The following is a 14,769-nucleotide window of genomic DNA, read 5'->3' on the forward strand; positions in this document are numbered from 1 at the left end:
ATATGCGAATGGGTGAAACCTGAATTGCCGCGCTGCGTCCTGGGAACTCCGCAGAGGACTCACACACAGGCAGCGACGAGCGAGTGACCGGCATTCTAACGACAGGCTGGAAGCCGATATTTCCTCAATGCGACAACAAATTACAGAAGCATTGAGAATGCCGGGGCAGCACATTGACAGCTCTTCAAATCTATGCAAGAGCAAAAGACAGTAAACCGATCTATGTTGCAAATTGCGGGCCTATTATTCGCAAAGCCTTCTATTCCGGCAAGCGCAGCGTGATGACTTATTTTTTATAAGGGTATAAAAGGCCCCGGAATAGGGCCGGGCGTTTCCCATTGCCCCGAAAGTGAGCGCGGGGTTACATCTTCGGCAACGTCGGTAACATTCGTATGCGCTCGCCGGAAATATCCGATATTTATTCGCCCCTCTTCGCTGACAAGCCAGCCCCCTGCAACAACCACGCAGGCCCGCAGCAATCAGCTTGCCGGCGCATCATGCGGCCACAAAAAAGCCCCGCCCGGCACAAGGCCGGGCGGGGCTGGATGACTCGGAACCCGCCTCAGGCGACGTTCATGGTCTTGTGGGTATCAATCAGATGCTGCACCACACTTGGGTCGGCCAAGGTGGAGATATCGCCCAGACCGTCGTACTCCGCCGTGGCAATCTTGCGCAGGATTCGCCGCATGATCTTCCCGGAACGCGTTTTCGGCAGGCCCGGCGCCCATTGGATGACATCCGGCGAGGCGATCGGACCGATCTCCTTGCGCACCCAATTCTTCAGCTCCAGACGCAGGGCTTCGCTCGGTTCTTCGCCGCCATTGAGGGTCACATAGACATAGATGCCCTGGCCCTTGATGTCGTGAGGCACGCCCACCACCGCCGCTTCGGCAACTTTAGGGTGAGCGACCATGGCACTTTCGATCTCGGCGGTCCCCATGCGGTGCCCGGACACGTTGAGTACATCGTCCACGCGACCGGTGATCCAGTAGTAGCCGTCTTCATCGCGACGAGCGCCGTCACCAGTGAAGTACATGCCGCGGAAGGTCTTGAAGTAGGTATCGACGAAACGATCATGATCGCGGTACAGGGTCCGCGCCTGGCCCGGCCAGGAGTCGAGGATCACCAGATTGCCCTCGGCCGCGCCTTCGATGATGTTGCCCAGGTTGTCTACCAGGGCCGGGACCACGCCGAAGAACGGACGTGCTGCAGAACCCGGCTTCAGGGCATGCGCCCCCGGCAGCGGGCTCATCAGGGTGGCGCCGGTTTCGGTCTGCCACCAGGTGTCGACGATCGGGCAACGGGATTGGCCGACGTTCTTGTAGTACCAATCCCAGGCTTCCGGGTTGATCGGCTCGCCCACCGACCCCAGCAGGCGCAGGCTGCTGCCGTCGGCGCCTTCACAGGCGGCGGTACCCGAAGCCATCATGGCGCGGATCGCGGTCGGAGCGGTGTAGAGGATGTTGACCTTGTGCTTGTCGACGATCTTCGCCACCCGGGTCACGTCCGGGTAGTTGGGCACACCTTCGAACAGCACAGTGGTGGCGCCGTTGGCCAAGGGGCCATAGACAATATAGGTGTGGCCGGTGACCCAGCCGACGTCGGCGGTGCACCAGTAGACTTCGCCCGGACGGTAGTCGAACACCCGCTCATGGGTCAGCGACGCATAGAGCAAGTAACCGCCAGTGGTGTGTTGCACGCCCTTGGGTTTGCCGGTGGAGCCGGAGGTGTAAAGGATGAACAGCGCTTCTTCGGCACCCATCTCTTTCGGTGCACAGACGCTGCCGGCCACTTTCATCAGGTCTTCGTACCAGATGTCGCGGTGCTGGTTCCACTTGATGTCGCCACCGGTGCGCTTGCACACGATGACTTTCTGGATGCTGCTGGTTTCCGGATTGGTCAGGGCGTCGTCGACATTGGCCTTGAGCGGCACCTTCTTGCCCGCCCGGATGCCTTCGTCGGCAGTGATCACCACTTTCGAACGGCAGTCGATAATGCGACCGGCCAGCGCCTCAGGCGAGAAGCCACCGAACACCACCGAATGGATCGCGCCGATACGGGTACAGGCCAGCATGGCCACCACCGCTTCGGGGATCATCGGCATATAGATAGTCACCACGTCACCGCGGTGCACGTCCTGGCCGCGCAGGGCGTTGGCGAACTTGCAGACTTCTTCATGCAGTTCGCGGTAGGTGATGTTGCGGCTTTCGGAAGGATCGTCGCCTTCCCAGATGATCGCGATCTGATCGCCACGTTCGGCGAGATGGCGATCCAGACAGTTGTAGGAGACGTTCAAGGTGCCATCGGCGAACCACTTGATATCCACGTGGTGGTCGTCGAAGGAGGTCTGCTTCACCGTGGTAAAAGGCTTGATCCAGTCGAGACGCTTGGCCTGTTCGCGCCAGAAACCGTCCGGGTTCACGACCGACTGCTGGTACATGGCCTTGTAGGTCGCCTCGTCAGTCAGCGTATTGGCCAAAACCTCGGGACGAACGGGATACAGAGAAGCCGCACTCATCTTTCTTACCTCGGTGACATAGTTGTTTTTGTATGACCCCGTTGTAGCCGGGGGGCGCCTATAGAACCATTCGACGATGGTAGTAACAACCCCCTGCGAAATACCCTGATATTTGCCGCAACCCTTCAAGAACGCTGCTTACAGCGATATTCACCGCGGATAAAAATGTTCAAACAGACCTGCAGACAGGCCTTTTCCGGGGATTGTTACAAAAACTGTCAAAGGTGTTTATCAAAAGTACGCCTATATGGCCGCCGGCCCCGGGCCTAAAATCCGTCTCGCCAAACAGGCAATCTGATTAACCAAGTTGCAGCCCCCACGAAGGCAGTTAATCAAACTTCTACTCAAGTTCCACACGCAGCCCCACAAAGGCTGCGTGACCCCACACGACCTTAGAAAGGTAAAACGCAAATGAAAGCTTTATTAGTTCTGGCCCTCAGCAGTCTGTGCGTTACCGCGATGGCTGATGAGATCCCGACTGATGTCGCCCAGCAGCAAGTACCGGTAGAGGAATACACTTACTCCACTGACCTGGATATCGCCAAAGTTATCTCCATGAGCGAAGTTCCAGAAGTATGCGAAGTTGTACCAGCGCGCATGGAATATGAAGACTCCCACGGTCAGCGGCATATTCTTCAATACCGCGTAATGGGCAACGGTTGTTCTAACGGTTAATAGCCAAGTTCATTGCATAGACCTTGATGACTGCCGGCCGCAAGAAATCCCTCTTGCGGCAAAGATGCCCGACAACGACCCGCACAAGGGTAGTGAAAGGCTTCACCTTGACGACGTGCGAGTACGGCAATCGCACGCACTTTTCCTGCTGTGGTTGAGGGCCTGCTCATGGCACTGCCAACGACCTTTTGAGCCTCTCGGCTGACGACTTCGGCGAGGGCAATCCCGCCGACCTTGAAGACCTCTGCCAGGAGATTTTCAGCGACAAAACCGGACGATTCGAGTTGTGTTCAAAACCTGAAAAAGGCTTGCAAAAACACAACATCTAGTAAAATTGGCTATTTTTTGGCCACTCGAGGATATTTTTTTCGAGCCTGAAAAAAAATCTTCAACGGCCAAAGCCTTGTAAACCCGCGCTTTGCTCTCAGTCCCCCTCCTTCTTGGGCCCGCCTGCGCCCATCGGTCGCCCCACGGCCCTGAAAATATCCTTATAATGCGTCCTCAAAACGGGCCCGCAACATTCCCTTACCGGATGAAAACGACCTGCTGAATCCCGCGCCGGAGCCGAGACCCTCAGTTCCGCCCGACAGCAGCTTCAAGGCACCCGAACACGTATTTCTGTTTATTGCCTGCGTTCACTGCTGCAACAAACGATTTCCAATGATTTAACGCGGCCAGTAGCGCCGTGTGAAAAGCCAACCCTTTTGTTTTCACACGGGCATCTGGCCCTCAAGCAGGAGACGACACGTCATGCTGAGCTGGGACGAATTCGACAAAGAAGAAGGCGAAGTTGCAGTCAAAGGCGCCAACGCCGGGCACGCTACCGAAGCCAACATGGACCGCCTCGACAGCGCCGGTGGTGCCGCCGCTCTTGAAGCACGCGCCGTGACTGCCAGCGACTCCGCTGCCGTGGCCCGCGCCAAGGCGTCCCTGGACCAGCTCGATATCGCCGAAGGCCTGGCTGAACTGGAAGGCTCTTCCGCTCGTGTCGCCGTTGACGAAAAGCGCATGATCAACTGCCGCGCCGACCTCAACCAGTTGGTACCGTTCAAGTACGACTGGGCCTGGCAGAAGTACCTCGACGGCTGCGCCAACCACTGGATGCCGCAAGAGGTCAACATGACCGCCGACATCGCCCTGTGGAAAAACCCGGAAGGCCTGACCGACGACGAGCGTCGCATCGTCATGCGCAACCTGGGCTTCTTCTCCACCGCCGACTCCCTGGTTGCCAACAACCTGGTATTGGCCGTGTACCGCCTGATCACCAACCCGGAATGCCGCCAGTACATCCTGCGCCAGGCGTTCGAAGAGGCGATCCACACCCACGCCTATCAGTACTGCATCGAATCGTTGGCCATGGATGAAGGCGAGATCTTCAACATGTACCACGAGATTCCATCGGTCGCGAAGAAAGCTGCCTGGGGCCTGAAGTACACCCGTTCGATCTCCGATCCGAAATTCGAAACCGGCACCGTCGACACCGACAAGGAATTGCTGCGCAACCTGATCGCCTACTACTGCGTTCTGGAAGGCATCTTCTTCTATTGCGGCTTCACCCAGATCCTGTCCATGGGCCGTCGCAACAAGATGACCGGTGTCGCCGAGCAGTTCCAATACATCCTGCGCGACGAATCCATGCACCTGAACTTCGGCATCGACGTGATCAACCAGATCAAGATCGAAAACCCGCACCTGTGGGATGCCGAGATGAAGGAAGAAGCCACCCAGATGATTCTCCAGGGCACTCAACTGGAAATCGAATACGCTCGCGATACCATGCCGCGCGGCGTACTGGGCATGAACGCGGCGATGATGGAGGACTACCTCAAGTTCATCGCCAACCGTCGCCTGTCGCAGATCGGTTTGAAGGAAGAGTACCCAGGTACCACCAACCCGTTCCCATGGATGAGCGAGATCATGGACTTGAAGAAAGAGAAGAACTTCTTCGAGACCCGCGTGATCGAGTATCAGACTGGCGGTGCATTGAGCTGGGATTGATTCCCGGATCGATGAAACAAACAAGAAGCCCTGACTTGGTCAGGGCTTTTTTATTGGCCGCGCAAATCCGCACCTGCTTCATCTACAAGGCCCGGCTCATTAAAGTGCGTGCAGGCTTCAAGACCTGCCGTTATAAAGTTCCCTCCTCCGCTTAAGGATCAAAGCGCTCATGAAATTCGATACCGCCTACTGCATCAGCCTCGACGAAAAGTTGTCGATCTATGACGTGCGGGATCTGAACTTCGATGAAACCCTGGTCTTCGACTCGACCAAGGAAAGCTTCCAGTGCCCCAACGATGACTGTCGCGCAGCGTTCGATGCCGCCAATCAACTGGGCACCTTCAATGCCAAGAACGTCAATTACATCCGCACTCCGCATTTCAAGAACCTGCCCAGCACTCTTCATATAGAAGGCTGCCCTTACGGGATCAGCAAAAGCCCCGGCAGCATCGAAGGGGCTGCAGTCGAGGATGATCGCGAGGAACACTTCCCTTCGGAGCTGCTGCTGACCCGCCGCGAATACCTGCGGCGACCGGCCAACCCGACAGCAGCGCCGCAGACACCTGGAAATAACCCGCCAGTGACGCCCGCCAGCTTGCAAGCGCCCCACGCCGGGCGCGATACAACCCCGGACAAGACCAGCGTCTTCGCTCACCCGGTGGAATGCTTCGTGTCGAACATCGACGACAAGGAACTGCTCAAGCGCATGCCGTTGAAGATTGGCGAACACACTGCGTCCTACGCCTCGTTCTTCAAGAAGATCGAGTACCTGCTGGATAACAAGGGGCTGATCTACTGGGGCAAGATCAAGGAAATCAAGGACTACACCCAGAGCTTTCGCATCGACTTCGAGCACAAGGTCTGGTTCAAGGAAGAGGGAGAAGCCAAGAAGAAGCCTTATTCAGTCAACGTCTACCTGAGCAAGAAACTGGTCGACAACTACCGCAAGCGCAAAGCCTTCCTTGAAGAGATAAAGAACGCCATCGACAGCCAGCGTGAGTTGTACTGCTTCTTCTATGGCGTCACCCCGACACTCAAGCAGGTGCCGAGCAAGAAAAACCCCGAAGCGACCTTCGGGGTGTTCAGCGCCAATATCGAGAACCTGGACCATTTCGTGATCCGCGAGGCACCAGGCCTGGAAGCAAAATAGCCCCTACGGTTTCACCGCTTGGGCAACTCCAGGGCCACGGCCCCTGGATGCTTCCTGACCACCGCCCCTGCCAGCCGTCGGCTGTGCATTGGATCAATCCGTTGAACATGGAAGCTCCCTTGTATGAAAAAGCCGAAAACACGGTCAGCCAAGCCAGAGCCAGCATTCAGCAGCGGGCAATTATGGATCTGCGGACAAGGACAATCGAGCCACCAAGCGTGACGCTCCTAGCCCTTCACACACATGCTGAACAGCACCAGCAACAACAGACCGATATACACCCTTGCATGTACACGGTCGGGAATTCTGCCAATCCAGGCAGTGGCCAGGCGGATGCCCAGCAACGAGCCGAGGGTCAGTACCGAGAACGCCAGCAGGTCGACATAACCGACAAACCAGGGGCCGAGATCGAACGAGCTGAAACCGGCCAGGGCCATGTAGGTGACCGTTCCCGCTAACGCCACAGGCACGCTCAGAGGATTGGCCATTGCGGTGGCCTGGGTCATGGACAGACCGCAACGGCGCAATAGGGGCACCGTCATGACACTGCCGCCTACGCCGAGAAAGGTGGCGACAACACCTATTCCTACACCGCCAAAGAGCGTTTCGCGGGCTCCAAGAAGACGCGCCTCCTGCCCTTGGGACGGTTCAAGAAAACCACGTCGCAGCAGGCAGTCAGCAACGGTGATTCCCAGGTAGGCGATAAAGGCATAGCGAAGCACTTCGCCACTGACCCACATGGCCGCTGCCGCACCCAAGATAGCCCCCAGCCCTATATAGCCCCCCAGCGGCCACAGGTAGTGGCGAACAAGATTGCCCGCCTGATGGTGTCGACGGCTAGCGGCCAGGGCATTGACGATCATCACGCAAGTAGAGGTAGCCACCGCGACATGCATCGCCGACTGCCCTGCCGCCGAGTCCGCCCCCTGGCTGCCCAGCAGCATCCAGTACAGCAGCGGCACCACCACAAATCCGCCGCCAAAGCCGAACAGCACGGCGCTGATACCCGTCATGCAACCAAAAAGTGCCAGCAGTAGATAGAACATCGGACCACGCTCGTCTTTGCACAAGAGCTGGACGATAGAGCTTCAGCGCTTGGCCGACTTCAGCAAGTCAGCCAATAATATTTGCGTTTACGCCAAACACGGAACGACTCGGCATGCGCAATATCTCCATCGATCAACTGGATCAGACACCGCGTGCGGTACTGGCCATCGGCACCGACTACGCCGACGGCCAACGCCTGCCTCGTCACCGTCATCGGCGGGCACAACTGCTGTATGGCGCTACCGGAGTCATGCAGGTGGGCACCGATCAGGGCAACTGGGTAGTGCCACCGCAACATGCGGTGTGGATTCCACCCGGGGTGGAACATGAGGTGCTGATGCTCGGGGTCAGTACCCGCAGCCTGTATATCGAACCTGCCGCGGCGCCCCTGGATAACAGCGGCTGTCGAGTCGTCAGCGTCTCACCGCTGTTGCGCCAACTGCTCCTGGAGGCCGTAGAGATTCCCCTGCAATACGATCAGGGCGGGCGTGACGGATTGCTGGTCGACCTGCTGCTGCATGAACTGCGACGCAGCACGGCGCTGCCGCTGCATATCCCTCTGCCGGCTGATGGCCCGCTACTGGAGTTGTGCCAGGCCTTTCTCGGGCATCCCGATATTCACCAATCCCCGGAGCACTGGGCGGATCGGTTGCACGTCAGCCTGCGCACGTTTAATCGCGTCTTCCGTCAGCAAACGGGTATGAGCTTCATTCAATGGCGACAACGAGCCTGCGTGATCCTGGCACTGGCGCGGTTGGCAGCCGCGGAGTCCGTGACACGCATCGCCCTGGATTTCGGCTATGACAGCCCCGGGGCATTCTCCACCATGTTCCGCCGGGTGCTGGGGCGGTCCCCCAGTACCTACCTGAACAGGACGGACCCGAGCCCGGGAAAAACCTTGTGACCAAAGGCGCGGGCAGAGAGCAAAAATCAGTTTGATCCGGGAATTAAACAACTGTACAAATAACCAGTACCAAGCCAACTTCCAGCCTAACCTCCCGGAGAAAACCATGGCCTCTCTAGCGATGAAAATCACCCTGGAACGTATCGCCCTTTATCAATTCACTCCGCAGCACTGTGCCCAGGCCCGGGACATGCTGGATTGGGACATGGATCAACTGTCCCGTGAATCCGCAGTCTCGGTGCAAGCTATCCAGCGCTTCGAAGCCGGCTACGAGGTGCGTGACGTGACCCGCCTGGCACTGGCGTTCTGCCTTGAAGCTCAAGGGTTGGTGTTCTTTCCCGGCTTCGCTCCGGGCCGCGGCATGAATATCAAGGGCGCGACTCCCAACCCCATGGAACGCCCTGACTACGCAATGATCGAGTGATCCAGTGCCTTGAGCAGTTGCCCGCACAAGTCCGGCACTGAAAGCCGGGTCGAATCCAGGCGAACGAGCGGACAGTCGAGGGTTTTGATCCAGCTTTCATGCCGCCGCAGACTGCGGGTTCCGTGGCCACCCTCGTCGTAGCCGGCGGCCCAGGCGAGAAAAGTCTGGGTCGCGACGTAGCGTTCGCCCCCCTCGAAAATCTGCTCGCCGTAGCGCTGGAATTCACGGGCACGCAAGCGCTGCAAGCGAACCTCAGGGTCCAATTGCACGAAGACCGCCAGAGTGAAACTGGGGATCAGCACATCTCCCCAACCACAGAGGGAGCCGGACAGGACCCAGTCCGGCTCCGTCAACACCTGGGTTTGCAACATATGGATACGTGCGTCACGGGGACGCCGGCAACTAAAAGGCTTGGCGCCGGGTTGCCAGAAAAAATCATCGGAATCGAAGTGTTTGCAGCACAAACGCTCGGCCAGGGCCCGACCCAAAGTTGTAGTCCCGGAACCGGATGCACCGAAGATATGAATTCTGTAGGCCATGACACTGCTCCCTCAGAGCGGACATCCAACAAGTTTCACAGCCTCGGCCTGTCTTTGCCCGACCTGCCACACATGGATCAGGACAGGATTACGCAGACTCGACAGCCGCCTGTTCCGAGGCGCCTTCCACCTCCAGCCACCAGGCTCCGCCCCGCTGAGGTTGTGCGAGGTTGAAGGCTTCACCCATCTGCGGCGTAGTGATAGTGATGCTGCGCTCCCAAGCCAGGGCCAGGATACGGTCGAAGGGCTCATGCCAGGCATGCATCGCCAGGTCAAAGGTGCCGTTATGGATCGGCAGCAACCAGCGACCTTGCAGGTCGATGTGAGCTTGCAGGGTTTGCTCCGGCTGCATGTGTACATGGGGCCATTCGACGTTGTAGGCACCGGTTTCCATCAGCGTCAGGTCAAAGGGCCCGTATTGCTGGCCAATGCGCTTGAAGCCGTCGAAGTAACCGGTATCGCCGCTGAAGAAGATCCGCGTCGCTGCGTCGATCATCACCCAGGACGCCCACAAGGTGTGATTGCCATCGAACAACCCGCGACCGGAAAAGTGCTGCGACGGCGTAGCGATAAAGCGGATGCCCTCGACTTCGCAGCCCTGCCACCAATCCAGCTGCCGGACCTTGGCCGCTGGTACCCCCCATTTGATCAGGGTGTCTCCCACTCCCAGCGGGGTGAGAAAGTGCCGGGTCTTGCCTGCCAGGGCCAGTACTGTCTGGTGGTCCAGGTGATCGTAATGGTCATGGGAGAGGATCACCGCCTCGATCTCGGGCAGCGCCTCCAGACTGATGGGGGGCTGGTGAAAACGCTTCGGACCAGCCCATTGCACCGGGGATGCACGTTCGGCAAACACCGGGTCAGTGATCCAGAACTTGTCGCGCATCTTCAACAGCACCGTGGAGTGCCCAAGACGAAACACACTGTGATTGGGAGCCGCCAGCAGTTGCTCACGGGTCAGCGGCTGGACGGGTATGGCACCGGCCGGACGGGTATTGCGCGGTTTGTGGAACAGCATGTTCCAGAAAATCTGCAGGGTTTTACCGAAACCGGCGCGACGTACCGGAGCATGGTTACGAAAGGCGCCCTGCTCCTGGCGGGAAGTTTCCTGGCGGGGTGTGCGTGTGACGCTGGACGAAACAGTGGCCATGATTGAAATGACTCCATTGGAACGCGGCAGGTTCCGACGTTGTTCTGCGGGACGATCTACTGGCCAAGGCACGCAAGCATCAGCCGCCAATCATCGTTTTCAAGAAAAGCTACACTACACAGTGTAGTTTCTGCATTGCAACAGAATTAAGACGAAGTAGACTGCCGACTGATTTCTACGCCGACCCTGACCGAACCCGACTTATGACAGCTCCGAAGCGCCTCACCGACCTTAAACGCGACGCCATCATCCAGGCGGCGATCAGCGAATTCCGCGCCAGCGGTTTCGAGATCACCAGCATGGACAAGATTGCCGCGACAGCCGGGGTTTCCAAGCGCACGGTATACAACCACTTCCCCAGCAAGGAGGAGTTGTTCGCCGAAATTCTGCATAAGCTCTGGAACAGCACCAGCGCCCAATCGGAAGTCAGCTACCGCAGCGACCAGCCATTGCGCGAGCAGTTGCAAAACGTTCTGCGCGCCAAGCTGCAACTGCTAGCCGACAACAACTTCCTCGACCTGGCCCGAGTCGCCATCGCCGCAACCATTCACTCCCCCGAGCGGGCACAGAACATGGTGGAACGACTCGGCGAACGGGAAGAAGGCCTGACCCTGTGGATCCGCGGGGCCCTGGCTGATGGCCGCCTCAAGCCCCTGGACCCGGAGTTCGCCGCGCAACAGATGCACGGGCTGCTCAAGAGTTTTGCCTTCTGGCCGCAGATCACCATGGGCCAGCCGCCCCTGACAGCAGACATGCAGACCCGGGTCATCGAATCGGCACTGGATATGTTCCTGGCCCACTACCAAGCATGAGCCAGCTTGCGCTCCCGTCGTGCAACGTTCCCGGCCACTGTTAAATGGCTTCGAAGGACACTGATTATTCCCACTGGAATAAATGACAATATTCACCAGACTGATCCGATAAACGGCCAAGCCGCAAAAAACACCACAAAGTGTTTCAGTACAGAATCCGGTGCACGAATTTATGGAAAACCAACGCGGCAAGGGGCTGTCATTTGCCCGGCGCATCTATTGGCCAAGGATCATCGGCCTGAGTATCGGCGGCATCAGTGTCCTGGCTGCAATTTACCCCCTGGCCCCGCCTGACTGGGTATGGGCCCTGCTGCTGTTCAATGGCCTGATCTGGCCCCATCTGGCGTATCAGCTCTCGACCCGTTCTGGTTTTCCCTACCGGGCAGAACGCCGCAACCTGTTGTATGACTCGCTGCTGGGGGGATTCTGGGCGGCAACCATGCAATTCAATCCACTGCCGGCAGTCACCATCCTCTCGATGATGTGCATGAACAATGTCGCCGCAGGTGGCTTGCGCCTGTTCATTCGTGGCGGCCTGGCCCAATGTGCAGGGATACTGCTGTCCTGGGCGCTGTTCGGGGCCGCCTTCAGTACCCAGATCAGCCCGCTGCAAATCTATGCCTGCCTGCCCATGCTGACCCTCTACCCCCTCGCAGTGGGCATGGTCTGCTATCGACTGGCGATCAAACTGTCCGAACACAAGCGTGCCCTCAGCGCCCTGAGCCGCACCGACAGCCTCACTGGCCTGCTCAACCACGGCTCGTGGAAAGACCTGTTGCACATCAAGTTCCACAAGTGCCAGCAACAGCAGATGGAAGCCAGCATCGCCCTGATCGACATCGACCACTTCAAAGCGATCAACGACACCTACGGACATATTGTCGGCGATACGGTGCTGCGCCATTTGAGCAATGAACTGCGGCGCAACCTGCGCCATGACGATCTCGCCGGCCGCTACGGTGGCGACGAGTTCTGCGTGATCCTGCCACGCATGAGCCGGCAACAGGCCCTGGATGTAATGGAGCGCCTGCGCCAGGTGTTCAACCAGTACCAGCATCCAGAGGTACAGGAGCTGAAAGTCAGCCTGAGTATCGGTCTGGCGGCTTTCGACTCAAGTTTCCCCGACCCTGCCAGCTGGCTCGATGCGGCGGACAAGGCCCTGTATCTGGCCAAGAACAACGGGCGCAACCGCACCGCCAGCAATGACAGCGAAGCCCATTTCTCGCACGCGCAAATGGCATAAAAACCGTTAAAACTTATACAAAAATGAAGTAAAAAATACTTTTGTATAAGTTTATTTGGATTTTTCTTCGTGGTTGACATCATAATGCCGCCACTTTGCAGCAACGGATAACGCCTTCGGCACCGCTGCCAGCAAAGTCATCCAACCCAACTAAATCGATTCGCAGCCGTTACGTCTCCTCTTGATGCGGCCAGCGACGTTCGCCCGAAATGTCGCCCGCTTCACCGCTGCGAAATTATCTGTCAGTCATGGAACGCTGACATTGAGCAGATAATGCCGATCGCCGGGGAGCTTTCGGCATACCGGCGCACTCCATAGGGATCGACGCGACGTTTCTCCCACAGAGCACCTGCCAACATGCTATTCAACCGTCACAACAAGACCATCGATTCCCTGAACCAGACCATCGTCGAACAATCCCGTCTGCTGGAGGCCATCGACCGCTCCATGGCGGTGATCGAGTTTGACCTCCAGGGCACGGTGCTCCGAGCCAACGACAATTTCCTGAAGACCCTGGGCTATCGGCAAGACCAGGTGATCGGCCAGTCTCACCGACTGTTCTGCCTCCCGGAATACGCTCGCAGCGCCGATTACCAGCAATTGTGGACCCGCCTGAAAAACGGCCAGTTCGAGTCCGGCACCTTTGAACGGGTCGGCGCCACCGGCCAGAGCCTGTGGCTGGAGGCCAGCTACAACCCGATCCGCGATGCCTCCGGTACGGTGTACAAAGTGGTCAAATACGCCCTTGACGTCACCGCCAGGGTGCAAGAGGAAGTCGAGGCCCGGAACAAACTGGAGGCCATCGACCGGGCCATGGCGGTCATCGAGTTCAACCTGGACGGCAGCATCATCGGTGCCAACGCCAACTTCCTCAGCCGCATGGGCTACAGCCTGGCCCAGATCCAGGGCAAGCATCACCGGATGTTCTGCAAACCCGAGCTGGTCAACAGCAGCGCCTACCAGGACTTCTGGAATCGCCTGAACAGGGGGGAGTTCTTCAACGGCCGCTTCGAGCGGGTCGACAAGCACGGGCGCACGCTGTGGCTGGAAGCCAACTACAACCCGGTCTATGACGCCAGCGGACGCCTGTGCAAGGTGGTGAAGTACGCCGCCGACGTGACTCAGCAGGTGGAGAAGCACGAGCAGGATGCCCAGAGTGCGAGCCAGGCTTATCACATCTCGGTGCAGACCCGGAAAGTCGCCGAACAAGGAACAGAAGTGATCCAGCAGGCGGCCAGCGAAATGCGCCAGATCGCCCATAACATCGAGGACTCTTCCTCGCTGATTGCCCACCTCGGCGAACGTTCCGAGCAGATCACCGCCATCGTCAACACCATTCGCGCGATTGCCGATCAGACCAACCTGCTAGCCCTCAACGCGGCCATCGAAGCCGCCCGTGCCGGGGAGCAGGGACGAGGTTTTGCCGTGGTGGCCGACGAAGTCCGGCAACTGGCGGCGCGCACCAGCGGCTCGACGGCGGAAATCTCCAGCATGATCGACATGATCCAGAACGAAACGCAGCAAGCGATCAAGAGCATGGACGGCACTCGTGAACGAGCCGCCAAGGGCGTGCAACTGGCGGATCAGGCCGGGACGGTGATCCTGCAGATTCGCGATGGCGCCAGCGACGCGGTACAAGCCGTCAGCATGTTCGCCAACGAACGCAACGTGCTCTGAGGGTGGTTTTCCCGGCGTCGATAACGACGTCGGGCCTGGCCTTGGGGACTATAGTGGCCTGACGTCCCAACGCTTGGCGGAGGCCATCATGAGTTCCAGTGACACCCCGGAAAAAACCACCCCAATCGTCGACCACCTGCGCTTTCACCGCGCCCACGCCCACCTGGCACCGACCTTTGGCAACGACGCCTTTGCCTTGAAAGCCGAAGCCTTTGCCCGGTTCTTTGGTACCCCGACCTTTCTCGGTGCACAGACCCTGATCGTAGTGATCTGGATTGCCCTCAACCTCACTGGCGTGACCCAGTTCGACGTCTACCCCTTCATCCTTCTGAACCTGGCTTTCAGCCTGCAGGCAGCCTACGCCGCACCGCTGATCCTCCTGGCCCAAACCCGCCAGGCCGCGCGGGACAAGGCCCAATCGGACGCCGACGCCCAACACCGCGAAGCCCTGGCCATCGCCAACAGTGAACGCCAGGCCCAGGCCGCACAGACCACCCGCCAGCTGCTGGAGTTGCTGGAGCAGAACACCCGGCTCACGGAGATGACCAAGCAACTGACCGAACGCATCGAGAACCTCACCAGCGAGATGCACGCACACTTTGTGCGCAAGGATCAGCCCCACCCTTGAGCCTTGC

The 14,769-nt window shown here is 58.5% G+C and carries 12 protein-coding genes and 2 pseudogenes; 10 read left to right on the forward strand and 4 right to left on the reverse strand.

Annotated features, from left to right (window positions below; translation table 11 throughout):
* Positions 1 to 562: 562 nt before the first annotated feature.
* Positions 563 to 2,518, reverse strand: a complete 1,956-nt coding sequence (gene acs / locus LOY69_RS22345) for an acetate--CoA ligase (RefSeq protein WP_016968106.1) — start codon at positions 2,516 to 2,518, stop codon at positions 563 to 565.
* Positions 2,519 to 2,929: 411 nt separating this feature from the next.
* On the opposite strand from acs, the gene LOY69_RS22350 reads away from it, so the two are divergent.
* The 3 genes from LOY69_RS22350 (at position 2,930) to LOY69_RS22360 (ending at position 6,341) form a co-directional block, all read left to right on the forward strand.
* On the forward strand, positions 2,930 to 3,193 hold the full coding sequence (locus LOY69_RS22350; RefSeq protein ID WP_016968107.1) for a DUF2790 domain-containing protein: 264 nt from the start codon (positions 2,930 to 2,932) through the stop codon (positions 3,191 to 3,193).
* Positions 3,194 to 3,943: 750 nt separating this feature from the next.
* A complete protein-coding gene (locus LOY69_RS22355; RefSeq protein ID WP_011062780.1) occupies positions 3,944 to 5,191 on the forward strand; it encodes a ribonucleotide-diphosphate reductase subunit beta in 1,248 nt (415 codons plus the stop codon).
* Between the two features lie 169 nt (positions 5,192 to 5,360).
* Positions 5,361 to 6,341, forward strand: a complete 981-nt coding sequence (locus LOY69_RS22360) for a hypothetical protein (RefSeq protein ID WP_265073606.1) — start codon at positions 5,361 to 5,363, stop codon at positions 6,339 to 6,341.
* 227 nt (positions 6,342 to 6,568) lie between these two features.
* Here LOY69_RS22360 and LOY69_RS22365 read toward each other — a convergent pair whose 3' ends face one another.
* On the reverse strand, positions 6,569 to 7,387 hold the full coding sequence (locus LOY69_RS22365) for a sulfite exporter TauE/SafE family protein (RefSeq protein WP_265073607.1): 819 nt from the start codon (positions 7,385 to 7,387) through the stop codon (positions 6,569 to 6,571).
* 113 nt (positions 7,388 to 7,500) lie between these two features.
* Here LOY69_RS22365 and LOY69_RS22370 point away from each other — a divergent pair, with 113 nt between their 5' ends.
* Together LOY69_RS22370 and LOY69_RS22375 are read left to right on the forward strand one after the other, a co-directional pair.
* A complete protein-coding gene (locus LOY69_RS22370; protein ID WP_110651450.1) occupies positions 7,501 to 8,292 on the forward strand; it encodes an AraC family transcriptional regulator in 792 nt (263 codons plus the stop codon).
* A 106-nt stretch (positions 8,293 to 8,398) separates the two neighbouring features.
* Positions 8,399 to 8,716, forward strand: coding sequence for a transcriptional regulator (locus LOY69_RS22375; protein WP_102860674.1), 318 nt, complete (start codon positions 8,399 to 8,401; stop codon positions 8,714 to 8,716).
* On the opposite strand, the gene LOY69_RS22380 is transcribed toward LOY69_RS22375, so the two are convergent.
* Together LOY69_RS22380 and LOY69_RS22385 are read right to left on the reverse strand one after the other, a co-directional pair.
* Positions 8,698 to 9,255, reverse strand: coding sequence for an AAA family ATPase (locus LOY69_RS22380; protein ID WP_265073608.1), 558 nt, complete (start codon positions 9,253 to 9,255; stop codon positions 8,698 to 8,700). The two genes, LOY69_RS22375 and LOY69_RS22380, sit on opposite strands and share 19 nt — an antisense overlap.
* Before the next feature lie 88 nt (positions 9,256 to 9,343).
* Positions 9,344 to 10,402 carry an MBL fold metallo-hydrolase gene (locus LOY69_RS22385; protein ID WP_265073609.1) on the reverse strand — a complete coding sequence of 353 codons (1,059 nt, stop codon included), beginning with the start codon at positions 10,400 to 10,402 and terminating at the stop codon, positions 9,344 to 9,346.
* A 203-nt stretch (positions 10,403 to 10,605) separates the two neighbouring features.
* On the opposite strand from LOY69_RS22385, the gene LOY69_RS22390 reads away from it, so the two are divergent.
* The 5 genes and pseudogenes from LOY69_RS22390 (at position 10,606) to LOY69_RS22405 (ending at position 14,762) form a co-directional block, all read left to right on the forward strand.
* Entirely contained in the window at positions 10,606 to 11,214 is a 609-nt protein-coding gene (locus LOY69_RS22390; protein WP_102880602.1) for a TetR/AcrR family transcriptional regulator, read from the forward strand.
* Positions 11,215 to 11,386: 172 nt separating this feature from the next.
* Entirely contained in the window at positions 11,387 to 12,457 is a 1,071-nt protein-coding gene (locus LOY69_RS22395) for a diguanylate cyclase (RefSeq protein WP_102880603.1), read from the forward strand.
* Between the two features lie 357 nt (positions 12,458 to 12,814).
* Positions 12,815 to 13,588: pseudogene (locus tag LOY69_RS30630) on the forward strand (PAS domain-containing protein); the annotation flags it as partial.
* Between the two features lie 105 nt (positions 13,589 to 13,693).
* Positions 13,694 to 14,134: pseudogene (locus LOY69_RS30635) on the forward strand (methyl-accepting chemotaxis protein); the annotation flags it as partial.
* 88 nt (positions 14,135 to 14,222) lie between these two features.
* Positions 14,223 to 14,762: a DUF1003 domain-containing protein gene (locus LOY69_RS22405; RefSeq protein WP_110594778.1), complete on the forward strand. Its 540-nt coding sequence runs from the start codon at positions 14,223 to 14,225 to the stop codon at positions 14,760 to 14,762.
* Positions 14,763 to 14,769 lie beyond the last annotated feature (7 nt).

It is taken from the genome of Pseudomonas sp. B21-059, from assembly GCF_026016285.1.
In the GTDB taxonomy this organism is placed as follows: domain Bacteria; phylum Pseudomonadota; class Gammaproteobacteria; order Pseudomonadales; family Pseudomonadaceae; genus Aquipseudomonas; species Aquipseudomonas danubii.